This window comes from Symbiobacterium terraclitae, assembly GCF_017874315.1.
Lineage (GTDB): Bacteria > Bacillota > Sulfobacillia > Symbiobacteriales > Symbiobacteriaceae > Symbiobacterium > Symbiobacterium terraclitae.
Genome location: NZ_JAGGLG010000003.1, coordinates 1 through 25,248 on the forward strand (window position 1 = coordinate 1; position 25,248 = coordinate 25,248).

24 protein-coding genes are annotated in these 25,248 nt (G+C 69.0%); 6 read left to right on the forward strand and 18 right to left on the reverse strand.

Going from position 1 to position 25,248, the window contains the following annotated elements; translation table 11 throughout:
• Positions 1-256: 256 nt before the first annotated feature.
• The 17 genes from J2Z79_RS02410 to J2Z79_RS02490 form a co-directional block, all read right to left on the reverse strand.
• Entirely contained in the window at positions 257-1,303 is a 1,047-nt protein-coding gene (locus J2Z79_RS02410; protein WP_209465270.1) for an IS1/IS1595 family N-terminal zinc-binding domain-containing protein, read from the reverse strand.
• A gap of 838 nt (positions 1,304-2,141) precedes the next feature.
• Complete coding sequence (locus tag J2Z79_RS02415) at positions 2,142-2,402, reverse strand: hypothetical protein (protein WP_209465271.1); 261 nt, start codon at positions 2,400-2,402, stop codon at positions 2,142-2,144.
• An 89-nt stretch (positions 2,403-2,491) separates the two neighbouring features.
• Positions 2,492-2,737, reverse strand: a complete 246-nt coding sequence (locus J2Z79_RS02420; protein ID WP_209465272.1) for an FmdB family zinc ribbon protein — start codon at positions 2,735-2,737, stop codon at positions 2,492-2,494.
• A gap of 85 nt (positions 2,738-2,822) precedes the next feature.
• Positions 2,823-3,437 carry an orotate phosphoribosyltransferase gene (pyrE, locus tag J2Z79_RS02425; protein ID WP_245301973.1) on the reverse strand — a complete coding sequence of 205 codons (615 nt, stop codon included), beginning with the start codon at positions 3,435-3,437 and terminating at the stop codon, positions 2,823-2,825.
• A 25-nt stretch (positions 3,438-3,462) separates the two neighbouring features.
• Positions 3,463-4,671 carry a dihydroorotate dehydrogenase gene (locus J2Z79_RS02430; RefSeq protein WP_425353529.1) on the reverse strand — a complete coding sequence of 403 codons (1,209 nt, stop codon included), beginning with the start codon at positions 4,669-4,671 and terminating at the stop codon, positions 3,463-3,465.
• The gene (locus tag J2Z79_RS02435; RefSeq protein WP_209465273.1) at positions 4,661-5,554 is read right to left on the reverse strand and encodes a dihydroorotate dehydrogenase electron transfer subunit; all 894 of its coding nucleotides are present in this window, start codon (positions 5,552-5,554) and stop codon (positions 4,661-4,663) included. The genes J2Z79_RS02430 and J2Z79_RS02435 overlap by 11 nt, the downstream gene beginning before the upstream one ends.
• Positions 5,551-6,855, reverse strand: a complete 1,305-nt coding sequence (locus J2Z79_RS02440) for a dihydroorotase (RefSeq protein ID WP_209465274.1) — start codon at positions 6,853-6,855, stop codon at positions 5,551-5,553. The genes J2Z79_RS02435 and J2Z79_RS02440 overlap by 4 nt, the downstream gene beginning before the upstream one ends.
• Positions 6,852-7,784: an aspartate carbamoyltransferase catalytic subunit gene (locus J2Z79_RS02445; RefSeq protein ID WP_209465275.1), complete on the reverse strand. Its 933-nt coding sequence runs from the start codon at positions 7,782-7,784 to the stop codon at positions 6,852-6,854. The genes J2Z79_RS02440 and J2Z79_RS02445 overlap by 4 nt, the downstream gene beginning before the upstream one ends.
• A 53-nt stretch (positions 7,785-7,837) precedes the next feature.
• Entirely contained in the window at positions 7,838-8,380 is a 543-nt protein-coding gene (gene pyrR, locus J2Z79_RS02450; RefSeq protein WP_209465276.1) for a bifunctional pyr operon transcriptional regulator/uracil phosphoribosyltransferase PyrR, read from the reverse strand.
• A 258-nt stretch (positions 8,381-8,638) separates the two neighbouring features.
• Positions 8,639-9,712: an acyl-CoA dehydrogenase family protein gene (locus tag J2Z79_RS02455; protein WP_245301975.1), complete on the reverse strand. Its 1,074-nt coding sequence runs from the start codon at positions 9,710-9,712 to the stop codon at positions 8,639-8,641.
• A gap of 113 nt (positions 9,713-9,825) precedes the next feature.
• Positions 9,826-10,779: an orotidine-5'-phosphate decarboxylase gene (pyrF, locus tag J2Z79_RS02460; RefSeq protein WP_209465277.1), complete on the reverse strand. Its 954-nt coding sequence runs from the start codon at positions 10,777-10,779 to the stop codon at positions 9,826-9,828.
• A gap of 4 nt (positions 10,780-10,783) precedes the next feature.
• Positions 10,784-11,698 carry an RluA family pseudouridine synthase gene (locus J2Z79_RS02465; RefSeq protein WP_209465278.1) on the reverse strand — a complete coding sequence of 305 codons (915 nt, stop codon included), beginning with the start codon at positions 11,696-11,698 and terminating at the stop codon, positions 10,784-10,786.
• Positions 11,695-12,153 (reverse strand): signal peptidase II, encoded by a 459-nt coding sequence (gene lspA, locus J2Z79_RS02470; RefSeq protein ID WP_209465279.1) that lies wholly within the window; start codon positions 12,151-12,153, stop codon positions 11,695-11,697. The genes J2Z79_RS02465 and lspA overlap by 4 nt, the downstream gene beginning before the upstream one ends.
• Before the next feature lie 109 nt (positions 12,154-12,262).
• Positions 12,263-12,622 (reverse strand): DUF488 domain-containing protein, encoded by a 360-nt coding sequence (locus tag J2Z79_RS02475; protein ID WP_209465280.1) that lies wholly within the window; start codon positions 12,620-12,622, stop codon positions 12,263-12,265.
• Between the two features lie 711 nt (positions 12,623-13,333).
• The gene (locus tag J2Z79_RS02480) at positions 13,334-14,137 is read right to left on the reverse strand and encodes a yteA family sporulation protein (protein WP_209465281.1); all 804 of its coding nucleotides are present in this window, start codon (positions 14,135-14,137) and stop codon (positions 13,334-13,336) included.
• A gap of 52 nt (positions 14,138-14,189) precedes the next feature.
• Positions 14,190-14,681 carry a DUF5665 domain-containing protein gene (locus J2Z79_RS18230; RefSeq protein WP_245301976.1) on the reverse strand — a complete coding sequence of 164 codons (492 nt, stop codon included), beginning with the start codon at positions 14,679-14,681 and terminating at the stop codon, positions 14,190-14,192.
• A 50-nt stretch (positions 14,682-14,731) separates the two neighbouring features.
• Positions 14,732-16,447: a peptide-binding protein gene (locus tag J2Z79_RS02490; protein ID WP_209465282.1), complete on the reverse strand. Its 1,716-nt coding sequence runs from the start codon at positions 16,445-16,447 to the stop codon at positions 14,732-14,734.
• Positions 16,448-16,692: 245 nt separating this feature from the next.
• On the opposite strand from J2Z79_RS02490, the gene J2Z79_RS02495 reads away from it, so the two are divergent.
• On the forward strand, positions 16,693-18,066 hold the full coding sequence (locus J2Z79_RS02495) for a dipeptidase (protein ID WP_209465283.1): 1,374 nt from the start codon (positions 16,693-16,695) through the stop codon (positions 18,064-18,066).
• Positions 18,067-18,128: 62 nt separating this feature from the next.
• Here the strand turns inward: J2Z79_RS02495 and J2Z79_RS02500 are convergent, their stop codons facing one another.
• Entirely contained in the window at positions 18,129-19,739 is a 1,611-nt protein-coding gene (locus J2Z79_RS02500; RefSeq protein WP_209465284.1) for an amidohydrolase, read from the reverse strand.
• A 197-nt stretch (positions 19,740-19,936) separates the two neighbouring features.
• Between J2Z79_RS02500 and J2Z79_RS02505 the strand changes: the two genes are divergently transcribed.
• From J2Z79_RS02505 to J2Z79_RS02525, 5 genes are all read left to right on the forward strand, one after another.
• A complete protein-coding gene (locus J2Z79_RS02505; protein WP_209465285.1) occupies positions 19,937-21,049 on the forward strand; it encodes a BMP family lipoprotein in 1,113 nt (370 codons plus the stop codon).
• Between the two features lie 101 nt (positions 21,050-21,150).
• A complete protein-coding gene (locus J2Z79_RS02510) occupies positions 21,151-22,608 on the forward strand; it encodes an ABC transporter ATP-binding protein (RefSeq protein ID WP_342589400.1) in 1,458 nt (485 codons plus the stop codon).
• Positions 22,601-23,686, forward strand: a complete 1,086-nt coding sequence (locus J2Z79_RS02515) for an ABC transporter permease (protein ID WP_209465286.1) — start codon at positions 22,601-22,603, stop codon at positions 23,684-23,686. The genes J2Z79_RS02510 and J2Z79_RS02515 overlap by 8 nt, the downstream gene beginning before the upstream one ends.
• Entirely contained in the window at positions 23,683-24,567 is an 885-nt protein-coding gene (locus J2Z79_RS02520; RefSeq protein ID WP_209465287.1) for an ABC transporter permease, read from the forward strand. Before J2Z79_RS02515 ends, J2Z79_RS02520 begins: the two co-directional genes overlap by 4 nt.
• Positions 24,568-24,787: 220 nt before the next feature.
• Positions 24,788-24,991, forward strand: coding sequence for a twin-arginine translocase TatA/TatE family subunit (locus J2Z79_RS02525; protein WP_209465288.1), 204 nt, complete (start codon positions 24,788-24,790; stop codon positions 24,989-24,991).
• The last annotated feature ends 257 nt before the right edge of the window (positions 24,992-25,248 follow it).

Here is a 25,248-nt window from a genome sequence, read left to right on the forward strand (position 1 = left end):
GCGCCAGAGGCCCCAGCCCTACTTACCTGGGGGCGCTGGAGGATGCTCAGGCCTCCGTCGACAGGGGCAAGCCCGAAGCCCCCGCCTCACTCTCCGGGGCGCGCCAGAGGTCCCTGCCTCACTTACCTGAGCGCGCTGGAGGACGCTCCCGCCTCCGTCGCCAGGGGCAAGCCCGAAGCTCTCGCCTCACTCACCAGGGGCACACCAGAGGTCCCTGCCTCACCTGCCTGACCGCGCCTGAAAACTGCTGTAACGCTCACGATGCGGCTCGGCCATGACCCACCCGGTGCGCAGCAAGGGCTGCAACAGGCCAATGCGGTGCAGGCGGCACGATGTCACGGAACCAGGCCAGATAATGGGCGAGGTAGCGGGTTGCCACGCCCCGGAATCGCCGCAGCCAGTAGTCCGGTAGGACAGGGCACCGGATTGGAGTCGCGTCAGGATGAGGCCACCGGGCGTCGGCAGGCCTGATAGCTCGCTGTTGCCGCTGGTTCGCCATGGCTGCGTAGCCGTTGTGGTGCGTCAGGTCCAGAATCTCGCACGCCCCTCGCAGTTCGGGCCAGCCGAATGCGTAGACATGCGACCCCCGCTCCACGAGCTGCGCAAGGCCCTTGGCAAGGTACTCGGGGCTGATCCTCCCTTGCCCGACGATCGCAAGCTCGTATGTCTGCCCGGACTGGGCCGCCATCACGCCAACGGGCCGCCCATCGATGAGCAGCCGGAACCGCCGCCGTGCTCCTCCCGGTACAGGTGGCCGGACCCGTTCATCCGCATGCGGCCCGTGTCGGAGGATGTTCCAGTAGCCCCAGCTGCCGGGGCCGTTACAGACCCGGCTCCCCTTCTCTGAGTACTTCACAAGGCACATGGACACCGACACCGCGCCGCCCAGCCGTCTGGCCTTCCGCGTGAGCGCAGCCAGCGCGCGGTGACGCCAGTGAAAAGCTGTCGACACGCTGATCTTGAGCAGCGAGGCCGTTCGGCGTAAGGACAGGCTCTCCCTCAGAAGCTGCACCATGGCGTTCCATTCTGGGAGCTTCCGCAGCCGGTAGGCTGGCTTGCCCGTGAGCGGGCTGAAGGTGCGACGGCACGACTGGCACAGGTACCGCTGCACCCGGTCGCCTGACGCCAGACGGAAGGTGCCGTTCCTCACCACCCGTGAGCTCTGGCACCGTGGGCAGGATTCCCGTTCAGCCGGGCGAGGAGCCCAGTCTTCCCGCGCTCCGTCCGACACCCGCATGAGGTCGGTGTGATCGCCATGAGGAGGTGCACTCAGATCGTGCTGCAGCGTCGCCACTGCCGGCATGATGGCACCTCCTCTCATCACTGGATGCCACATCCAGTTTACCGCACATCTGTTCGTGTGTCTAGACCCACCTGATCACCCGAGTGGGTGATTTTGCTGCCTGATCCGGTGCCGCATCGGTCTCGCCCGTACCACTCTCGATCAGCGGTGAGCTAGATCAGACCGGGCGGCGGAAGCGAGTACCAGGGCAATCGGCAAGAGGAGGTGCGTGGGCTCGCATGACGGTCAGACACGGCATCGGGGCGCAGCCCCCCGTTGCTGGCCCCGCTCCCGGTGCCTGATCCCCGCCGGCCCTCCCCCATCAACAGTGAGCCAGAACAGACCGTATGCGGCGGAACCAAGTGCTAGGGCACGGCCAAGAGGGGGTACCAGGGCTAGCCTGACAGACAGGCGCGACGGGGTGTGGTCCCCCGTGCCTGTCCCCGCCCCCGGCGCCTGATTCCCGCCGCCCCTCCCCCATCAACAGTGGGCTAGAACAGACCGTATACGGCGGAACCGAGTGCTAGGGCACGGGCACGAGGGGGTACCAGGGCTCGCCTGACAGTCAGACGCGACGGGGTGCGGTCCCCCGTGCCTGCTTCTGCTTCTGCTTCTGCTCCCGCCCCCGGCGCCCGATTCCCGCCGGCCCCTGCGTCAACAGTGAGCCAGAACAGACCGTATGCGGCGGAACGGGGGTACCCGGCCCGGGTTGCGACCGGGGAAGGTTCTGCGCCAGCCCGGTCCGCGCCCCGAACACGGTGCGAGCCGGCCCGCGCCTCGAGTTGGACGTCAGCCCGAACCTCGATAACGAACAAGGCGCCGACGGACTGTCGGCGCCCAGATGACCTACCGATATGGATCACTTGAAAAGAGCCTGGCAGGCGAGCCGGCTGCCCTTCGCGAGGCGTTCGCCCAGCTGCTGCTCCTCGAAAGGCGTGGGCTCCGTCAAGAGGTGGGCAGTGTCCTTCGGCCACTGCACCAGGCACTGCTCGGTGGTGTGCGACTTGCCGTCGCAGTCGCACGTGATCGGGATGCCCTGCTCCACCAGGGCGTCGAGCAGCCTCATGCCGGAGCGGGTGTGGACCAGGTACTCCTCATCCTTGTACTTGATACGCCGCATTCGCTGTCCCCTCCCTGCCAGCATGATATCACTCCGCGAATTCGAACAGCAAGAGAGACCGGCGAACACCGGTCCCCCGATCTGGCCACTTATGCAGACTTGCTGGTGCTCTCGCTGGACGACTCGGACTCCGACTTCTTGCTCTTCCCCGTGAACTTCTGACCCACGGCGATGTGGCCGTTCTCCAGCCCATGGGCAGCGAAGGCGGAGACTAGACGCCGGGCGCCTACATGACCGCACTTCGGGCACTTCTGCGCCTCGCCAGTGGTGTTCAGCGGCACCAGTTCCTCAAAGACATGGCTGCACTCGCTGCACTTGAACTCGTAGATCGGCATACCGGTCTCCCCCCCATCCGATATGATCATGACGATCCAATTTTACCTGCGCCATGAGGGAGATTCAAGGGGATTTTAGCACTCGTCACCCTCGAGTGCTAACCTGGTCCTTGGGCTTCACCAGCGGGATGCCCTCCCGGCAGAGCGGGCACTCCTCGGGCGCCCAGGACGCCACATCGACCCGGACAAGCGACCGCAGCGGCACGCCGAAATCGACCTGTCCGCCCGAGCGGTCGACGATGCAGCCCACGCCCACCAGCGTCGGCCCGTACGGTCGGAGTGCGGCAATCGCCTTGCTGACCGATCCGCCGGTGGTGACGGCGTCCTCGACCATGAGGACGCGCTCGCCCGGCCGCAGGCTCCACTGGCGCTTCAGGGCCATCCCGCCGTCCTCGGTCTTCTCGGTGAAGACGGCCCGCACGTGGCCGCCCGTCAGACGCCCCAGCTGGCGGGCGACCTCGTAGGCCAAGATGATCCCGCCCGTGGCCGGTCCCGCTACCGTCTCCACCTCGTCGGCGGCGAACAGGGCCGCCAGCCCTGCGCACAGCCGCTCGGTCGCTTCGGGGTACTGGAACGTATGGGGCATCAGGAAGAACCGGTCGGAGTGTCGGCCCGAAGTCAGGCGGAAGTGGCCCTCCTGAAGGGTGCCCGTTTGCCGCAGCAGATCGAGCACGGCGTCTGCGTCCAGGTTCCGGGACATGCTTGACCCTCCTTTGTACGGGCGGCTAGGCGCGGTCGGCGTCCTTCAGGAACTGCCGCAGGCTCTCCGCCGCCTCGCCCGACGGGCGCCGCGCCGCCGGTGCAGCGGACGGATGACCCGAGCCCCGGTGGGAACCGCTGCCCGCTGAGGCGCCCCCCACTGCTGGACCGTTGGTGACCCCTCCCGGGCCGGTAGCGCCCGCTCCCGGGCCGGCGCCGCCCCTCGCTCCAGCGTTGCCCCTCGCTCCAGCGTTGCCCCTCGCTCCAGCGTTGCCCCTCGCTCCAGCGTTGCCCCTCGCTCCGGCCTCGCCTTTCGGTCTGGCGGCGCCGATGAGGTCGGCGACGCGCCGGTAGCCGTGATCGGCCATGAACCGGGCCATCTCCTCGGCAACGGTGAGCGGCGCACGGGGGTTGACGAAGCAGGCGGTGCCCACCTGTACGGCGGATGCGCCGGCCATCAGGAACTCGACGGCGTCCTCGCCGGTCATGATGCCGCCGATGCCGATCACGGGGATCTGCACCGCACCGGCGACCTGCCAGACCATCCGCAGGGCGATCGGCTTGACGGCCGGGCCCGAGAGTCCGCCGAACACGTTGCCCAGGTGCGGGCGGCGCCGGCGGATGTCGATGGACATGCCCAATAGGGTGTTGATCACGGAGAGCCCGTCCGCGCCGGCGCCCTCCACGGCGCGTGCGATCTCGACGATGTCCGTCACGTTGGGCGACAGCTTCACGATCAGCGGCAGGGTGGTAGCCCGGCGCACGGCCGCGGTCACCTCCGCGGCGCCCCGGCACGTGGTGCCGAAGGCCATCCCGCCCTCCTTGACGTTGGGGCAGGAGATGTTCAGCTCGAGGGCGGCGACGCCCGACCCCTCGAGGCGGCGCGCCACGTCGACGTACTCCTCGACGGTCCGACCCACGATGTTGACGATCACCGTGGCCCCCTGCTCCTGCAGCCAGGGCCAGTCGACGGTCAGGAAGTGGTCGACACCGGGGTTCTGCAGCCCGATGGCGTTCAGCATCCCGCCGGGGGTCTCGACTACCCGGGTCCCGGGGTTGCCGGCCCAGGGCTCGGAGGACGTGCCCTTCACGCAGATGGCACCGAGGTCGGCGAGGTCGAGGACGCCGGCGAACTCGCGGCCGTAGCCGAAGCATCCGGAGGCGGGCCAGACGGGCGTCTTGAAGGTCCTGCCGAAGAGCTCAACGCGCATGTCAGGAGCAAGGTCAGAACCCACCGAGCACCACCTCCTCCGCCGGGAAGACGGGGCCATCCTGGCACGTCTTCAGGTAGCCGCCGCCGGCCCTGGGCACCGTGCAGCCAAGGCAGGCGCCGAAGCCGCAGGCCATGAACCGCTCCACCGACACGAAGCAGGGCACGCCGGCGGCAGCGCAGCGCTCCTTCACGGCCACCAGCATCGGCTCCGGGCCGCACGCCCAGACCTCGCCGGCGTGGGTGGTGTCAACCCCCGCCCCGCGGCCGCCAACCCGATCGGTACCGACCAACAGTCTGTCCAGTACATCCGTGACGAGGCCCCGCTGCCCCGCAGAGCCATCGTCGGTCACGGTGATCACCTCGACACCGGTTGCCGCGACCTCCCGAGCACCGGCCAGGTACCGGGCGCTGCGGGCACCGAGGATGGCCAGCGCGGGACGCCCGGCCTGCACAGCCCAGCGGGCGGCGGCCGCCATCGGCGGGATGCCGAGCCCGCCGCCGATCAGCAGCAGCCGTCCCCGTCCGGCGGCCGGGGCGGGGAACGAGTGGCCGAGCGGCCCCAACAGGTCGACGGTGTCGCCCGGCTGGAGCGCAGCCAGGGCGCGGGTGCCGCGGCCCACGACCCGGTAGATCAGGCTGACCTCCCCGGCCTCGGGCCGGATCTCGCAGAGCGAGAGCGGCCGGCGCAGCAGCGGGTCGATGGCGGGTGTCCCGCCCGGGTGGCGCGCCACGGGGTGGATCTCCACGAACTGCCCCGCAGTCGCCCGTCGCGCCACCTCGGGGGCGGCGAGGGTGAGCTTGTAGATCTCGCCGTCCCCGTCGTGGGCGAGGACGCGCGCCTGCTCCATCACCCACGCCGCCCGCACCCGGGCCTGCCGGAGCGCCACTTGCTCGGGCGGCCTCATTCGGCGATCACCTTCATCTCGAGCATCCGCAGCCGGCCGCCGACGACCGTGGCGTGGGGCGCGCCGGTGAGGGTCCAGCCGATGAACGGCGAGTTCTTGGACTTCGAAGCCATCTCCTCGGCCCGCACGGTCCAGGTGCGGTCGAGGTCCAGGATCGTGATGTCCGCCTCGGCCCCCTCGGTCAGGGCGGGCGGGGTCCGCCTGATCAGCTGCGCGGGACGGGTGGACATGAGGAGGATCAACTGCTCCAGGCTGATCACGCCCGGCCGCACCAGGCGGTCGAGGGCGAGGCCCACCGCCGTCTCGAGTCCCGTGATGCCGAAGGCCGCCAGCGGGTACTCCACGTCCTTCTCGTCGATGTGGTGCGGGGCGTGGTCGGTGGCGATCACGTCGATGGTGCCGTCGGCGATGCCCTCCAGGATCGCCTGCCGGTCCGCCTCCTCCCGCAGGGGCGGGTTCATCTTGGTGTTGGTGGAGTAGGCCATGTCGGCCACGGCCTGGTCGGTGAGGGTAAAGTGGTGCGGCGTCGCCTCCGCCGTCACCCGGGCGCCGAGGGCCTTGCCCCAGCGGACCAGGTCCACGGAGCGGCGGCTGGAGAGGTGCTGGATGTGGACCCGGGCGCCGGTCTCCAGCGCCAGCAGGATGTTGCGGGCGACGTGGACCTCCTCGGAGGCGGAGGGGATCCCCTTCAGGCCCAGCGCGGAGGAGACCCGCCCCTCGTGCATGCAGCCGCTGCCCGAGAGCGACTTGTCCTCGCAGTGGTCCATGACGGGCAGGTCGAACTGGCTGGCGTAGATCATCGCCTGGCGCATGGTCTCCGCCCGGTCGACGGGGCGGCCGTCGTCCGTGATGGCGCAGGCGCCGGCCTCGTACATCTCGCCGATCTCGGCCAGCTCCTCGCCCTTGGAGCCCTTGGTGATCGCACCGGTCGGCCAGACCCGGCAGAGCCCCTCCCGGGCGGCCAGGTCCACCAGATACGAGACCAGCGGGGCGCTGTCCACCACCGGGCGGGTGTTGGGCATGCAGACGACGCCGACGAACCCGCCGCGCACCGCGGCCGCGGTGCCGGTGCGCATGTCCTCCTTGTACTCCTGGCCCGGGACGCGCAGGTGCACGTGGACGTCGATGAAGCCAGGCGCCACCACCTTGCCGGTAGCGTCGATGACCGCGGCGCCCTCCGGGGCCGGCAGGTCCGTCCCGATGGCCCGGATCCGCCCGCCCACGACCAGCAGGTCCGCCACGCGGTCGACGCGGCTCGCGGGGTCCAGGAGCCGGCCGTTCCGGATCAGCAGGGTGCTCATGCCGGTTCACCCCCTCCCAGCAGGAGATAGAGCAGGGCCATGCGGACCGCCACGCCGTTGGTGACCTGCTCGGTGATCACGGACTGGGCGCCGTCGGCCACAGCCGTGGAGATCTCGACGCCCCGGTTCATGGGGCCGGGGTGCATCAGCAGCGCGTCGGGCTTGGCCAGCCGCAGCCGCGCCTCGGTCACGCCCCAGAACTTGTGGTACTCGGCCACGGTGGGGAAGAGCCCCTTCTCCTGCCGTTCCAGCTGCAGCCTGAGGACGTTGACCACGTCGGCCCCCTCCAGCGCCTCCTCCACACGTGTGGTGGTGCGGACGCCGTACGCCTCGAAGCCGCGGGCCAGCAGGGTGGACGGGCCCGCCAGCCAGATCTCCGCCCCGTACTTGGAGAGCCCGTAGATGTTGGACCGGGCGACCCGGCTGTGGTACGAGTCGCCGACGATGGCCACCTTCAGCCCCTTGAAGCCGCCCTTCCGCTGCCGGATCGTCAGCATGTCCAGGAGCCCTTGGGTCGGGTGCTCGTGCAGGCCGTCGCCGGCGTTGATGACCGACGCCCTGAGGGCCCGGGCCAGGAGGTGGGGCGCCCCGCCCATCGAGTGGCGGACGACCACCGCATCGATCCCCATCGCCTCCAGGTTGCGGGCGGTGTCCTTCAGGGTCTCGCCCTTCTGAACGGAGCTGGTAGCTGCCGAGACGTTGATCACGTCCGCCCCCAGGTACTTGGCTGCCAGTTCGAACGACCGGGCCGTGCGGGTGGAGTTCTCGTAGAACAGGGTGACGATCGCCTTGCCCCGCAGGGTGGGCACCTTCTTGATGGGACGGGTTGCCAGGTCCTTCAAGGCCTCTGCCGTGTCCAGGATCAGGTCGATCTCCTCGACGGTCATCTCCTGCAGGCCCAGGATATCCTTGCGCGCAAGTCCGGCCATGTTCATCCTCCTTCTGGGCGCAGGGCGGAACGCCAGGCAGCGGGCGGTGGGCCTTACTCGATGTCGTAGAGGGCGACGAAGTCCTCGCCGTCCACCTCGGTCATGTGCACCTCCACCCGCTCCCGGCGGGACGTAGGTACGTTCTTGCCGACGTAGTCTGCCCGGATCGGCAGCTCGCGGTGACCCCGGTCGACCAGGACGGCCAGCTGGATCGCGGCGGGCCGGCCGATGTCCAGCAGGGCGTCCAGCGCGGCACGGGCCGTGCGGCCGGTGTAGAGCACGTCGTCCACCAGCACCACCACGGTGCCCGGGAGCTTGAAGTTGACCTCGCTCTTGTGGACCACCGGCAGGGCGGCCAGCTCGGTCAGGTCGTCCCGGTAGAGGGTGATGTCCAGGCTGCCGACGGGCACGTCGCGTCCCTCGAACTCCTTCAGCCGGGCCGCCAGCCGCTGGGCCAGGGGGATGCCCCTCCGGCGGATGCCGACCAGGGCCACATGCTCGGTGCCCTTGTTCCGCTCGATGATCTCGTGGGCGATGCGGGACAGGGCCCGGTTCATCTGCGTCGCGTCCATCAGAAGCGCCTTGGGCTCGTTCATGGAAGCCACCTCCTCGTGGGCACGAAAAAGCTCCTTGCCCGATGGCGGCAAGGAGGTCGTCTGACCCGGAGTTCGCCGGCGCGCACGGAGAGTCGGCGCCGGGGACCTGCGGTTGCAGTATTCCTGCTCCTTACCAGCCTCACGGGACTGGGTTAAAGTAGCATGTCCTGTGCCCACGTTATCATCTGGGGTGCGCAAGGTCAAGGGCCATTGCAGACGTAACCTTTCGGCGGGGTTCGACCCGCCGGCTGGTCGCGCTTACCATGCAAGGAGGCCGTCGGCCAGGGCCCTTCCGATGATCCCCTTCTGGATCTGACTGGTCCCCTCCACGATCGTGAGCTGCCGGGCATCCCGGACGAAGCGGGCCATCGGGTACTCCTCCATGTAGCCCACGGCGCCCATCATCTGCAGGCAGTCGTTGCTCGCCCTCACGGCCAGTTCGGTGGCCCTGAGCTTGGCCATGGAGAGGAAGTGGGCCGCCTCCCGCCCCACCTTCCCCTGGTCGACCAGGCTCGCGGCCCGGTAGGTGAGCAGGCGACAGGCCTCGATCTCCGCTGCCAGATCGGCCGCCATCCACTGCAGCCCCTGGTGTTCGATGATCGGCCTGCCGAAGGTGTGGCGGCTCCGGGCGAACTCCACCCAGTACATCAGGGCGCCCTCGGCGAGGCCGACACCCCGCGCCGCCACCACCGGCCGCACGGCGTTCAGGTTCTGCATGATCAGCTTGAAGCCCTCATTCTCCTGCCCCAGGAGGCAGCTCGCCGGAACCACGACATCCTCGAAGATGACCTGGTGCACGGGGATCCCCCGCACGCCCATCTTCTGCTCCTTCTTGCCCACCGTGACACCGGGGGTGTCGCGGTCGACCACGAAGACCGAGAAGCCCCGTGCCCCGGGGACGTCGGTCCGGGTCTTGGCGGCCACGATGAAGAAGTCCGCCACGCCGGCCCCGCTGATCCAGCTCTTGGTGCCGTTGATGACGTAGCGGTCGCCCCTCCGCTCCGCCCGCGTCCGGATGGACTGCGTATCGGAGCCGGCGTCGGGCTCCGAGAGGCAGAACGACCCTCTCCGCCGACCGGTCGCCGTGCCCCGCAGGTACTCCTGCTTCTGCGCCTCGGTCCCCGCGAGGGAAATCGCCATGGTGCTCAGGCGGGTCAGGAGAAGCATCAGGCCCGCCGCGCAGCAGTGCTTGGCTACCTCCTCCACCGCCAGGACCAGGCCGAGGCACCCGAGGCCCGCACCGCCGTACTCCTCGGGGATCGCCACGCCCAGCAGCCCCGTCTCTCTGAAAGCCTGGAAGTAGTCCTCGGGGTATTCGCCCTTGACAAACATCTCAACGATCTAGCCAGGCAGCACGGTGACCCAACTCCATGTGAAGGCCGAGTCGCGCGCATTGGCGGCGCCCCCACAACAGAGGGGGCGCCGCCCGTCCGTGTTGTCGCAGCTCACCACGCCAGCTTGCCCGCCGCCTGGAGGGCGCCGTTGATGTCCCGGTTCATGGCCGCCACCGCCCCGGCGATGGCGGCCGCGGCCTCCTGCGGTGACGGGTCGGTGCCCGGATAGGCGTAGATGATCGACCGGGACGCGTTGATCACCGCCCCCAGCCCGTCCAGATTGAAGGCGCCGACCACGTCATCCGCCGTGCCGCCCTGCGCGCCGTAGCCCGGCACCAGCAGGATTGCCCGGGGCATCTCCGCCCGGTAGCGCTTCAGGTCCTCGGGGTAGGTCGCGCCGACCACCGCCCCGACGGCGGAGTAACCCGCCTGCCCCACCAGCCGGGACCCCAGCGAGTCCACCAGCTTGGCCACCTGCTGGGCTACCGTCTCGCCGGAGAGCAGCGGCTGGTCCTGCAGCTCCCCCGAGGAGGGGTTGGAGGTCTTCACCAGGATGAACAGCCCGGTCCCCCGGGCCTCGGCCCGCCGCACGAACGGCACCAGCCCGTCGCTGCCCAGGTAGGGGTTGACGGTGAGCGAGTCGGCCCACTGGTCGGGCTCCTCCCAGGTCTCCAGCGGGCTCGGGTGGCCGAAGAAGGCCGAGGCGTAGCCCTCCGCGGTGGAGCCGATGTCGCCCCGCTTCGCGTCGGCGATGGTGAGCAGGCCCTTGCTGCGGGCGTAGCGCACCGTCTCCCAGAAGGCCGCCACGCCGTGCTCGCCATAGAGTTCGTAGAATGCGGACTGCGGCTTCACCAGGGCGACCTGGTCGGCCACCGCGTCGATGACCAGGCGGTTGAAGGCCAGGATGGCCGCCGCGGCGCCCCGGGCGGTCTTGCCGTACTGCGCAGCGGCCTCCCGCTTGATGAACTCGGGAAGCCTGGGCAGCACGGGGTCGAGCCCCACCACGGCGTGGGAGCGGCGCAGCTTCACGGCTGCGCACAGCCGGTCGGCGAAGTTCCGGGCCACGGCGTCATGCCTCCTCCCGCAGTCTCTGGATGACCGCCATCATGTCGGCCGGCGGCTCGGCCGTGAACTCCATCCACTCGCCCGTGGCGGGGTGCCGGAAACCCAGCTGCCGGGCGTGCAGGGCCTGGGGCGGCATGCCCAGGTGCGGCTTCCGGGTGCCGTAGAGCGGGTCGGAGACCACCGGGTGGCCGATGAAGGAGAGATGGACGCGGATCTGGTGCGTCCGGCCGGTCTCCAGCTGGCACTCGAGCAGCGCGTACCCCCGGTACCGCTCCAGCACCCGGAAGCGGGTGATGGCCTCCCGCCCGGTCTTGGTGTTGACCGCCATCCGCTTGCGGTCCGTCGGATGCCGCCCGATGGGCGCCTCGATCCGCCCGGCATCCGGCATGCTGTTGCCGTGGACCAGCGCCCAGTAGATACGCCGGGCCGTGTGCTCCCGGATCTGATCCTGCAGGCTCGCCATCGCCCGCTCGGTCTTGGCGACCACCAGCAGTCCGGTCGTGTCCTTGTCCAGCCGGTGGACGATGCCGGGGCGCAGCTCCCCGCCGATTCCTTCCAAGTCCTCCACCTTGTCGAGCACGGCATGGACGAGCGTTCCCCTCCAGTGGCCCGCGGCCGGGTGGACGACCAGCCCCCGCTGCTTGTTGATGACCAGCAGGTCCTCGTCCTCGTAGACGATATCCAAAGGGATGTCCTCGGGCTCCAGGTCCACAGGCTCCGGATCGGGGATCGCGACCACGATCTCGTCCCCGGGCTCCACCGACTGCTTCGCCTTCGGCACCACCCCGTTCAGGGTGACGTGCCCCTCCTCGATCAGACCCTTGATACGAGAGCGGGAGAGCCCCAGCTCCTCCCGCCCGGCGAGGAAGGCGTCGAGGCGGCCGTGGCTCTCCTCTGCGACGATCCGAATCTCCCTCACGCCCTGCTCTCCCTCTCCGTCAGCAGCAGGTGGAGGAACAGGAGTCCTACCCCCACCGTCACGCAGATGTCCGCTACATTAAAGTTCGGAAAGTAGTAGTCTCGCCAGTAGAACAGGAGGAAGTCCACCACTCGCCCGGTGACGATGCGGTCGATCATGTTCCCCACGGCGCCGCCCATGATCAGCCCCAGCGAGAGGCGGACCAGCGGGTGGCGGGCCTCAGGCTGTCGGAGGTAGTAGAGGATGCCCACCACGGCCGCAGCCGCCACGGCGACAAAGAACCAGCGCCCGTTCTTGAGCATGCCAAAGGCCGCACCCGTATTGTGCACGTACTGCAGGGAAAAGAAGCCGGGAATGACCGAGATCTCCGCGAGCTCGGTCATGCGGGTCGCCACCAGCCACTTCGTCAGCTGGTCCAGCACCACTGCGGCCACTGCAATGAGAACACTTTGCAAGTTCGACAGCCCCCCATTTCACCTGTCCCAGTCTACCACAGGCTGGGTGGGGGCGCCAAGGCGCCTGCGGGCCCGATGCGGATGCGGGGCCTGGGGCACGGCGGCTGCCCTACAGGTGCGCCTGCAACGCGTCTGCGATGATCTCGAGGTGCGTCTTCACCGCGTCGCGCACGCTCGTCAACAGGGTCACCGTCCGCCCCTGCCGGACCTCCTCCGCCAGTTCAGCCAGCGCCTTCTGTGCCTCCGGCGTGTGGAGGGACTCCCAGACCCTCTGCCGGAACTCCTCCCAGCTCACCTGGCCATCCAGGTAGGGGCGGATGATGTCGCGCGGCGCACCCAGTTCCCGATACCAGCGGTCCACCGCAGTCTTCTTCACGCCCCGCGGCCACATGGCGGTGCAGAGCACGCGCAGCCCGTCGTCCGGAGTCTGGGGGTCGTAGATCCGCTTGAACTGAATCTGCTGGGCCATCGAGGACACCTCCTGGGGATACCATTTGCCGCCGGGCCCGGGGACCCCTGCAGCGGCTCGTTGATGGGGCCTGCGGCGGTGGCGAGCCCCTGCCGCCCGACCCATAGGGTCTGTTCTGCTTCACTGTTGATACCCTCCGGCGGCCCCCACCTCTCGGCCGCCAGCTGCGGGGCGCAGGCGGGGTGAGACGACGCAGGGCCGACCCCGAGGGCGAGCCCCTGCCTCGCCCGCCCCATTGGGTCTGTTCTACTTCGCTGTTGATGCCGTCCGGCGACCCCCGCCGCTGAGGGGACGCCTCTGGTCCGGGGGGAGCGACGGGACGACAGGGAGAAGGCTCCCTGTCCTCCCCGCGCCGTAGGGTCCGTTCCCACTGGCTGTTGATGCCGTGGGCCGGGGAAGCCTGGCCCGAAGCGGGCACCGCCCATGCAGGCGCAACCCCTCCTGGTGCATCAACAGTCAGCCAGAACAGAGCGGATGTCTGCCGGCTGTCCTCGCCCGGGTGCCACCCGCCATCCATGACCGCACGAGCCTCACCGCATCCCAGTCGCTCCTGGCCCCCGCTCCATCAACAGTGGGCCAGAACAGACCGCAAGGCGGTCGACTCGCCCTCCCCCGGGTGTCCACCCTCGCCAGGGCATCGCAACCCGCAGACGCGACAAGGCCAGGGCCAATCACCCCGACAGGTGCGGCTCTGGCCAGTCAGTGCTAACTTCACGGGCGGCCCGGGCGCCGACCGGGGAACTTCCCGCGCCGGAACTGCCTCTCGGGCAGCACGCCCTGGAAGTACAGGCCCGGGTCCCAGTCGTAGTCGCCGCCCATGTCATCCGGGCCGTAGAGGGTGTCGTCCAGGCCCGCGCTGTACTGCACGGTTCCCCCGTCCCAGTCCCGGTCCTCACGCTGCAGCGGTTCGCCGTCCTCATCGATCAGGGCGTCGGTCGGCTCGACGATGCCGTAGACGTCTTCGTCAGAGTTGTACATGTCCTGGTACGAGACGGCGCCGGGTACGTCCTGCGGCGTCTCCGACGTGCCGTACTGTGCGACCTCCTGCCAGGCGTCCTCGCCGTCGTAGCCAGGGTCGCCCGAACTGTCGCGGAAGGTCCTGCCGAAGGGCGGGCTGGTCACCTGCTCCTCGATCGGCCGGTGGAACCGGTCGGGCAGGGCCTCGCGCCGCTGTTGACACTCGATGCACGTGGTTGCGCTGGGGAACGCCTCCAGCCGCTCCGGCGCGATGGGCCCACCGCACTCCTCGCAGATGCCGTAGGTGCCGGACTCCATGCGCTCCAGGGCGATGTCGATCTCCCGCAGGCGGCGCAGTGCGTTGCTGCGCAGCCCCAGGTCCTTGGACCGCTCGAAGGTCTCGGTGCCGAGGTCGGCCGGGTGGTTGTCCACCGTGCTGTCTTCCTGCAGCTGGTCGCCCTGCGAGGTGCCCAGGCCGGTCTCCTCGATCATCTCCAGTTGGCGCTGGTAAGCCTCCCGCTCCTCCAGGAGCGCCTGCCTCAACGCCTCGATTTCCATGCGGTTTCTGCCCCCTCTCGGGGGTAGTCTGCCCGCGTTATGTCGATGTTACTTAGGGACGCAGCTGCTGCTCGACCAGCCGGACGATGGTAGCGATGAGGTCGCCGATCACCGGCAGATTGGCCACCATGAGACCGCGCAGGATATAAAGCAGGACCGCGGTGAGCACCGTGAACCCGATGCCGATGCCCAGACCGCGGGCGGCGCCGCTCAGGAAGTTGATCCACATCATGCGCCAGGGATGCTGGAGCAGGATCGTGTAGTCCAGCACATTGGACCGCTCCAGCGCCACGGACAGCCGCTCAACCAGTTCGGCGAGGGTGCCCTCCAACTCGGCGCGGCCAGGCCGGTCGGCGCGACCGGCCCGATCGGTGCGGCCGGGCCTGTCGGCGCGGCCGGGCAGGTCGGCGGCCACGGATGAAGCACCGTGACTGGCGCCCGACGCAGCGTCAGCGCGGTCGGGCGCCCCGTCGGCGCCGGCGGAGGCAGAATCCGGGAGCGGGCGGTCAGGAGGGGTCTCCACATGCGTCGTTCCGTCGTGCATGCGAATGGATCACCCTCCTGCCCGAGCCGTCGGCTCCCGGTTTCACGCTCCTATTCTGCGCCCTTCGGCGCCGGATTAACGGACCACTCCTCCCAGTTCCAGAACAGTCCCCGGGGCGAGCCGTGGCGCACGCCCTGGACCCGGTTGCTCACGCCCACGACGGAGTCCTGGGCGAAGAGCCAGGTGTAGACCTGCTGCTCGGCCAGATGCGCCTGCAGCCGGCCGTAGATCTGCTTGCGGCGGGCCTGGTCGGTGGTGGCCCGCCCTTCCTCGATCAGGCGGTCACAGTCGGGATCGGAGTACCCGGTGATCGGGTGGAAGCCGCCCTCGGAATGGAAAATCGAGTGCGGGTCGGGGTCGAAGCCGAGGCTCCAGCCCAGGAGGTAGGTCTCCTTGGCGTCGCTGGAGATGTGTGCCAGGAAGTCGTCCCACCCCATGGCGTGAATCTCCACCTGGATGCCCACGGCCCGCAGGGCTTCCTGGATGAACAGGGCCGTCTGCCCGCGCAGCTGGCTCTCCACGTTGACGGCGAGGTTCATGACGAACGGCTGCCCGTCCCGGTAGCGGAGCCCGTCGGGCCCGAGAAGCCATCCGGCCTGATCCAGCAACTGCGCCGCCGCCGCGGGGTCGTAGCTGACGGCCTGCAGGTCGGGGTTGTAGTCCCACCGGGCCGGCGAGGCGTGGCTGTGCGCCACCTGCCCGTGGCCGGCCAGCAGCTGGTCGATCATCGCCTTGCGGTCCAGGGCGTGCGTGATCGCCCGCCGGACCCGGATGTCGGAGTAGATCGGATGGCTCAGGTTGTACCCGAGGAAGGTATAGGCGAAGGTGGCGTACTCGTGGAGGGTCACGTCCGGGACGTTGGCGCGGAAGTGTGCGACCATCTCCGGCGGGATGTCCGCCACGTCGGTCTCCCCGCGCTCCAGCGCCGCCACGGCGGCCTTCTGGCCGGGCACCACCTGGATGATCAGCCGGTCGATCTGCCCGCCCCGGCCCGTCAGGGAGTAGTGCCAGTCCGGGTTCCGCTCCAGCACGATGCGCTCGTTCTTCTTCCACTCCACGAGGCGCATGGCCCCCGTCCCCACGGGGCGGGTCGCGTAGGGCGACCCGGCCAGGTCTGAGATGTGCGGCTCCAGCAGGTGGCGGGGCATGATGCCGTAGCCGGTCAGCCGGGTGAAGAGCGGCGCGAACGGGTACTCGGCCTCGACCCGGAAGGTGTACGGATCCGGCACCTGCAGGCCGCCGGTCTGCACGAAGTGCTCGTAGGCCTCCAGCTTCTGCTGCCGGCTCTCGGCCTCCGTCAGGCGACCCTCTTCCACGGCGGCGTCTGCCGCGGCGTAGGCTCGCGCCAGCTCACCCCACCCCTTGACGGCGGTGAAGTCGCCGAAGCGGACCCCCTGGTAGTCGGGGTGAGCGATGGTGAGGAAGGTGAAGCGGACGTCGTCGGCGGTGAGCGGCGCCCCGTCGTGAAACGTGACGCCCTGGCGGATCTTGAACGTGTAGATGCGGTCGTCCTCGACCTCCCACGACTCGGCGAGGGCCGGGTGCGGGTTCAGCTGGTCGTCGTACACGGCCAGGCCGTCGTAGATGAAGTCCGTGACGAAGCTGGAGGCGGTGTCCACTGTCAGCGTGGGCAGCAGCACCGAGGCGTCGCCGGGCGTCGTGTAGACCAGCGTGGACGGGGCCGGCGGTGTCTCGGCCGTCTTCGTCCGGGAGAGCACCGAGCCGCAGCCCGTGAGGAGAAGCAAGCCGCAGAGCAGGGCGGCCACGAAGCCAGTCCGATCCGTGCAAGGCGGTGTCGTGCGGTGATTCTCTATGTCAGGTCACCCCCTCTGTCTACCTTCACACACCGGACTGCTTGTCAGGTTCCCCAGCCATTAGATAGACGACGGGAAGGTCAATGGTGTTCGGCATTGGTGTGCGGCCGGGCGTGGCCGGTGCGAAAAAGAAGGATCTGGTACTTGCTGGTGGAAGAATCACAGGGTCACGACTTGCAGACAGGAGCGTGAGGGAAGTGCGCGATGGCGACGCCTACCTGAAAGAACATCGGGATGAACACCTGAGCCAGTTGATGGACCTGCTCCGGATTCCGTCGATCTCCGCGCTCTCCGAGCACAAGCCGGACATGCGGCGCACCGCCGAGTGGCTGGCCGCGGAGATGCGCCGGATCGGCCTGACCCGGGTGGAGATCATGGAGACGGGCGGGAATCCGGTGGTCTACGCCGAGCGGGCGGACAACCCCGGGGGGCCGACCGCGCTGATCTACGGGCACTACGACGTCCAGCCCGTGGATCCGCTGGACCTCTGGGTCACGCCGCCGTTCGAGCCCGAGATCCGCGACGGCAAGCTCTACGCCCGGGGCGCCAGCGACGACAAGGGGCAGGTGTTCATGCACCTGAAGGTCATCGAGGCGATGCTGGCGGAGGAAGGGCGCCTGCCCGTCAACCTGAAGCTGCTCATCGAGGGCGAGGAAGAGGTCGGCTCGGAGAACCTGGAGCGGTTCATCGCCGAGCACCGCGATCTGCTCAAGGCGGACGTGGTCGTCATCTCCGACACCGCGCTCTACGCCAGGGGCGTGCCGTCGCTGACCTACGCCCTGCGGGGCCTCGCCGCCCTGGAGGTCCACGTGACCGGCGCCAAGGGCGACCTGCACTCCGGCGCCTTCGGCGGCGCGGCGCCCAACGCGGCGCAGGCGCTGGTGCGCCTCCTGGCCACGCTGCACCGCCCGGACGGCGGCATCGCCGTGGCCGGCTTCTACGAACAGGTCCGGCCGCTCTCCCAGGAGGAGCGCGACGCCTTCAGCGCCCTCGGGTTCAGCGAGGAGGCGCTCATGGCCGACCTCGGCGTGAGCGCGCTGCCCGGCGAGCCGGGCTTCACGGCGCTGGAGCGGCTCTGGGCCCGGCCGACGCTGGAGATCAACGGCATCTTCGGCGGATTCCAGGGCGAGGGCACCAAGACCGTCATCCCGGCCCGGGCCGGCGCGAAGATCACCTGCCGGCTCGTGCCCGACCAGGATCCGGAGCGGGTGCTCGACGCGATCGAGGCGCACCTGAAGGCCAACTGCCCGCCCGGCGTCAAGCTGGAGATCCGCCGCATGGGCGGCGCCCCGGCCGCGATGACCCCGATCGATCACCCGGCCATCCGGGCTGCGATGCAGGCCCTCTCAGAGGCCTATGGCGCCGAGGCCCGCTTCATCCGCACCGGCGGCTCGATCCCGGTCGTGGGCACCTTCGGGCGGGTGCTGGGTACGCCGTGCGTGCTGATGGGCTTCGGCCTCGAGGAGGAGAACTTCCACGCCCCGAACGAGCACTTCCACCTCGAGAACTTCGACACCGGCATGCGGGCCCTGTACCGCTTCTGGCACCACCTGGCCGAGACCATGAAGTAGACGCGGAAGGCGCAGGCCCCGCGCCAACCTTGCTGTGCGCTGGAGCCTGCGCCTCTTTTCCGTCACTCCTCGTACGCGACGATCCCGCCCACCATCGTGAAGGTCGAGCGAATCTGTTTCAGCTCGGCCGGGTCGCAGCGGAACGGATCCCGGTCCAGCACCGCCAGGTCGGCGGCCATGCCAGGGGCGAGGCGGCCCCGGAACGACTCCTCGAAGTTGGCGTAGGCTGCGCCGGCGGTGTAGAGGTCCAGCGCCTCGGCCACCGTCAGCCGCTGCCCGGGCTGCCACCCGCCCTCGGGATAGCCGCTCAGGTCCTGCCGGTTGACGGCGCAGTAAACGCCGAACCACGGGTTGAGCGGCTCGATGGGGCAGTCGGAGCCGCCGCAGAGCGGGATGCCGCGCTGCAGCATGGCGCGCCAGGCGTAGGACGTGGCGGCGCGCACGGGCCCGACCCGGTCGACGAACCAGTGCCCGTCGTTCCGCAGAAAGACGGGCTGGATGTCGCCCACCACGCCCAGCGCCGCCATCTGCGCCATGAGCGGCTCGGAGAGCACCTGGCAGTGGATCATGCGGTGGCGGGCGTCCGCACGGGGATGGCGCCGCTGGGTCTCCGCCACCGCCTCGAGGAAGAGCGCGGCCGCGCCGTCGCCGATGGCGTGGCAGCCCACCTGGCAGCCCTGCCGGTGCGCACGGGCGACCAGCTCGATGAAGGCCTCCCGCTCGTGGATGTGGATGCCGCGGGTCGAGGGATCGTCTGCGTAGGGCTCCAGCAGGGCGGCGGTGCGGCCGCCCAGCGAGCCGTCGGCGAAGATCTTGACGGGGCCGTACCGGTACCACGGGTCGCCGGATCCCGTGCGGGCGCCCCGCTCCACCGCCTCCTCCAGCTGCTCCGCCGGGATCAGCTGGGTGATGCGGATCGGGAGCGCATCCGGACCCACCAGCCCCCGGAAGAGGGCCTCGGTCTCGGCCAGGCCGCCGCCGTAGCGGCAGTCGTCGGTCTGCAGCTGCGTGAGGCCGTAGCGCAGGGCCTCGCGCAGGGCGCGGGCCAGCGCGTCCCGCCGGCGTGCAGCCGAGGGCGGGGGAATCAGCCGGGCGACCAGGTCGACCGCCTTCTCCCGCAGGATTCCCGTGGGCTCGCCGCTGACCGGATCCCGGTCGATCCGGCCTCCGGGCGGATCGGCCGTGCCGCGGTCGATTCCGGCCAGCCGCAGCGCGGCGCTGTTGGCCACGGCGATGTGGCCGCAGTTTCGGTGCAGACAAACCGGGTGCGCGGGGGATACTGCATCCAGGTCCTCTTTGGAGGGCAGTCTCCGTTCGGCGAGCTGATCCTGGTCCCAGCCCCGCCCGGTGATCCACTCCCCGGGCGCGAGCCGGCCGGAGGCGTCGGCGACGGCGTCGCAGATCGCCTGCAGCGACGGCAGTCCTGCCAGCGCGAGCTGGTCCAGCGAGAGGGCGTAGCCGAGGATGTGCAGGTGGGCGTCGGCGAGCCCCGGCACCACGGCCCGTCCGGCCAGGTCGATCACCCGCGTCCCAGGGCCCCGGGTCGTCCAGACAGCGGAGCGGGTGCCGACCTCCAGGATGCGGTCTCCGGCCACCGCCAGCGCCTCGGCGGGGCGCCAGCCGCCCACGCCAGCATATACCGGTCCTCCAATGAAAATTGTGGTTGCTCGCATAGGAGAATCCCTCCCGACCAGCGAAGCTATCTACCGGAGGAGATTCGGAAACAGGCGGCCTCTCCCTGCTGTGGCGACCTGCCCGCCGGACTCTTTCCACACTCTGTATTGCGCTGGAAATGTAGTTTTCAACATGGTATGATTTGGCCTGGGCCGATTGTCTCTCCGCATCGAGACTAGTCTAGGAGGTATCGAGAATGGCTCACAAGTGGTTTGCCAAGGTTGCCGTTGTGGCCCTGACCCTGTCGCTTCTGGCAGGTTGCGGAGGCGCAAAGCAGCAGCCCCCTGCGCAAACGCCTAGCAACCAGACTCCGTCGCAGCAGCAGCAGCAGCAGCAGCAGCAGCCGCAGCAGCCGCAGGAGCAGACGCCTGCGAAGGTCGACTTCACCGTCGGCATGGCCACCGACGTGGGCGGCCTGAACGACGACTCCTTCAACGCCGCCGCTTACCGCGGCATCCTGCGCGCCGAGGAGGAGCTCGGTGTCGACAAGATCGTCATCGAGTCCAAGCGCCAGGAGGATTACCCGACCAACTTCCAGCTCCTGATCGACGGCGGCGCTGACCTCGTCTGGGGCATCGGCTTCATGATGCAGGCCGCGCTCGACGAGATGGCTCAGGCCAACCCCAACCAGAAGTTCGCCATCATCGACGAGGTCGTCAACCAGCCCAACGTGGCCTCGGTCACGTTCAAGGAGCACGAGGGCTCCTTCCTGATGGGCTTCCTCGCCGGCAAGTCCACCAAGACCGGCAAGGTCGGCTTCGTGGGCGGCATGGAGAGCCCCGTCATCGGCCGCTTCGAGGCGGGCTACCGGGCTGGCGTGAAGGCCGCGAACCCCGACGTCGAGGTGATCGTGGTCTACTCCAACTCCTTCGTCGACCCGGCCAAGGGCAAGTCTGATGCGCTGGCCATCTACAACCAGGGCGCCGACATCATCTTCCACGCCGCCGGTGGCACCGGCCAGGGCGTGATCGAGGCGGCCGTGGAGAAGAACCTGTTCGCCATCGGCGTCGACTCCGACCAGAACTACCTGGCCCCCGAGCACGTCATCAGCTCCATGATGAAGCGGGTTGACGTGGCCGTGTACGAGGTCATCAAGATGGCCGTCGAGGACGAGTTCCCGGCCGGTCAGCACGTCGTTCTGGGCCTGGCCGAGGACGGCGTGGGCTACGCTCCGTCCACCCTGTGGAACAAGCTGCCCGAGGGGCTGCAGGCCGAGGTCGACAAGTGGGCCCAGGCGATCAAGGACGGCAAGGTCACTGTACCCGACACGCCGGAGGCTGTGAACGCCTGGACCGCCCCGACCCTCTAGGACTAGAGAAAGGGGGACAAAGGGTGGGACTCCGGTCCCGCCCTTTTTTATCCGACATGCTACTGAGACTCGAAGGAATTACGAAGAGATTCGGGTCGCTGGTGGCAAACGACCACATCGACCTGGAGATCCGGCAAGGTGAGATCCATGCCCTGCTCGGTGAGAACGGGGCCGGTAAGTCCACCCTGATGAACATCCTCTACGGCCTGTACACGCCGGACGAGGGGCGCATCTTCTGGAAGGGGCAGGAGGTCAAGATCCGGGGCCCCAGGCAGGCCATCGACCTCGGCATCGGCATGGTGCACCAGCACTTCATGCTGGTCCCGGTCTTCACGGTGGCCGAGAACATCATCCTCGGCAAGGAGCCGGCGAAGAACAACTTCCTGGATATGCAGACCGCGCGGCAGCAAGTGTACGAGCTCTCCCGCCGCTTCGGCCTCGAAGTGAACCCGGATGACCGGATTGAGTCCATCTCGGTGGGCCAGCAGCAGCGCGTGGAGATCCTCAAGGCGCTCTACCGCGGCGCCGAGCTGCTGATCCTCGACGAGCCGACGGCGGTGCTCACGCCCCAGGAGGTCGAGGAGCTCGGCAAGATCATGAAGCGGCTGGTCGCCGAGGGCCACACCATCATCATCATCACCCACAAGCTGAAGGAGGTGCTCCACCTCGCGGACCGGGTCACGGTCATCCGCCGGGGCAAGAAGATCGCCACGCTGGATGCCGCCGGCCGGAGCGAGGAGGAGCTGGCCCGGCTGATGGTCGGCCGCGAGGTCACCCTGAAGGTGGACAAGAAGCCGCCCGAGCCCAAGCGGGTGGTGCTGGAGGTGGAGCACCTCCACGCCAACAACGACCGAGGCCTGGCGGCCGTGCGGGACGTCTCCTTCAATGTGCGGGCCGGCGAGATCGTCGGCATCGCCGGCGTGGACGGCAACGGCCAGTCGGAGCTGATCGCCTGTCTGACGGGGCTGCGCAAGCCCACCGCCGGGCGGGTGCTGGTGAACGGCAAGGACGTGACCGGCCAGAGCCCGCGGCGCATCCGGGAGGCCGGCGTCGGCCATGTCCCGGAGGACCGCCAGAAGCGCGGCCTCGTGCTCAACTTCACGGTGGCCGAGAACGCCGCGCTGGGCAACCACAGCGCCTTCGCCCGCTGGGGCTTCATGAGCTACCAGCGGATGGTGGAGGTGGCGAGGAAGATCATCGGCGAGTTCGACGTGCGCCCGCCCCGCCACGACTACCTGGCCCGCTCGCTCTCGGGCGGCAACCAGCAGAAGGTGATCGTCGGGCGCGAGATCCTGCGCGACCCCGATCTGCTGATCGCCGTCCAGCCCACCCGCGGCCTCGACGTCGGGGCGATCGAGTTCATCCACCGCAACCTGGTGGCACAGCGGGACGCGGGCCGGGCCGTGCTTCTGGTGTCGCTTGAGCTGGACGAGATCATGAACCTGGCCGATCGGATTCTGGTGATGTACAAGGGGCAGGTCGTGGCCGAGGTGGCCGGCCACGAGGCGACCGAGGATCAACTGGGCCTGCTCATGATGGGAGGTGGCACAGGTGCCTAACGACTCCCGCTGGAAGCAGGTGCTGAAGGACGGCCTCGAGGCGCTCACCGTGCCCGTGCTGGCCACGATCGTCGGCCTGGCGGTGGGCATGCTGGCCATCATCATCGCGGGCAAGGACCCGGTGGCTGCCTCCCGGGCGTTCTACCGGGCCGTGGCCGGCGAGCCCCGCATGTTCGGCGAGACGCTGGTCTCAACCATCCCTCTCATCTTCACGGGTCTGGCGGTGGCCTTCGCCTACCGGTGCGGCCTCTTCAACATCGGCGTCGAGGGCCAGTACCTGATGGCCCAGATTGCCGTGGTCGTGGTCGGCGTGTTCTGGACGCCCCCGCCGGGGCTGGCCTGGCTCCACCCGATCCTCGCCCTGGCCGCCGGCGCGCTGGCCGGTGCCCTCTGGGCGGGCATCTCCGGCGTGCTCAAGGCGTGGCGCGGCATACACGAGGTCATCAACTCGATCATGCTGAACTACGTGGGCCTCTTCATGGCCGACTGGCTGCTGAAGTACTACCTGCGGCCGGATAACAGCCGTGCCGCCTCGTTTGACCTGCAGAAGACCGCCTGGCTCCAGCAGGGGCTCATCGAGGGCTCCCGGCTGCACACCGGCCTCTGGGTCGCCCTGGGTGCGGTGGTCGTGGTCTGGATCATCCTGTTCAAGACCTCGCTGGGCTACGAGATCCGCTCGGTGGGCTTCTCGCCGGGCGCTGCCGAGTACGGCGGCATCTCGGTGGCCAAGAGCCTCATCCTGGCCATGGCGATCTCCGGTGCGCTCGCCGGCCTCGCCGGCGCGGTGCAGACGATGGGCATCAACCACCGCTTCAACGAGACCGCGGCCTTCGTGGGCTACGGCTTCGACGGCATCGCCGTCGCCCTGGTCGGACGGCTGCACCCGGTGGGCGTGGTGCTGGCGGCCCTGCTCTTCGGCGCGCTGGACCGCAGCGGCCCGATGATGCAGGCCATGGCCGACGTGCCCAAGGCGGTCGTCTGGATCGTGCAGGGCGCCGTCATCTTCTTCGTTGCGGCTGAAGGCCTCTGGTCCTTCCTGAAGAAGCGCCGCGTCAAGAAGGAGGTGACCACCGCATGATCTGGGTAGCCCTTTCCACCCTGCTGATCGCCACGTTGCGCTCTGCCACTCCCCTCCTCCTCGCTGCCCTGGGCGGCATCTTCTCGGAGCGGTCGGGCGTCGTCAACATCGCCCTGGAGGGCATCATGCTGTCGGGCGCCTGGGGAGCGGTCTTCTTCTCCTACATCAGCGGGAACGCCTGGGTCGGCCTGCTGGGCGCCATCCTGGTCGGCGTGCTGATGGCCGGGCTGCACGCGGTGGCCTCGATCAAATACCACGCCGACCAGGTGGTCAGCGGCACGGCGATCAACCTGCTGGCCACGGGCTTCACCGAGTTCATGCTGAACCGGATCTGGGGCCAGGCCGGCGGTTCGCCCAGCGTGGCCGCGATCCCCAACGTCGGCGGGCTGAGCCTCTTCGTCTACCTGGCCTTCGGCCTCGCCATCGTCTCCTGGTTCGCCCTGTACCGCACCCCCTGGGGCCTGCGGCTCCGGTCGGTGGGCGAGCACCCGCTGGCGGCCGACACCGTCGGCATCAACGTCTACAAGATGCGGTACGCCGGCGTGCTCCTCTCGGGCGTCTTCGGCGGCCTGGCCGGTGCGTCGCTCTCCATCGGCCTGCTCTCCCGCTTCGTCCACGGCATGTCGGCCGGCAAGGGCTTCATTGCCCTGGCGGCGGTGATCTTCGGCAACTGGAACCCGCTCGGTGCCATGGGCGCCACGCTGCTGTTCGGCGCCTCCGAGTCGCTGGGCACGATGTTCCAGATCTTCGGCATCGAGAACGTGCCGACGCAGTTCTTCGCCATGACGCCGTACGTGCTCACCATGCTGGCCCTGGCAGGCTTCGTGGGCCGTTCGGTCGCCCCGGCCGCCGACGGCGTGCCGTACAAGAAGACGACCTAAGCTGGCGTTCCGGCTGCGCCGGGCCCGGGTGGTCAGCCGATCCACCGGGTCCGGCGCTCACTCTACCCGGGTGACTACCTGACAGCGCCGGGCAGCCAAACTAACATCGGGCCGCGGCGAACGCATCGTGAAATGGTCCGAAGGGTGGCTGTTCAACGCAGCCGTTGACCTGTACACTGATTGGAGACGAGGGCCTGATCGTCCAGGGGGAGGATGGCGCATGAGCAGGATCGGAACAACCGAGATCATCCTGATCCTCGTGGTCGCACTGCTGATCTTCGGACCGGCCAAGCTGCCGCAGCTGGCCCGGTCTGTCGGCGAGTCGATCCGCGGCTTCAAGGAGTCGATGAAGGGCGGGCTCGGCGAGGACATCGCCGAGGTCAAGAAGGAGCTTCAGGATATCAAGGACAGCGTGACGAAGTAGGTTCGAAGGCGCACTTGAGGGCTGTGGCAGAATGCCACAGCCCTCGTCTGTTTGCCCGTTGCGGCCGGGGGACTCGGCGGTCGGCGCCTCTGCGTTCTGTTCGACCTCACTGTTGATGACGGCGACCGGGGCAGGTGGTTGACCCACATGCGTTCTGTTCGCCTTCACTGTTGACACCCGTGCGCGCGGACGGAGCGCCGGCCCGAGAACACAGATGACGACCGGCGACCCACGCCTGGCAGCCCACGCCTGGCAGC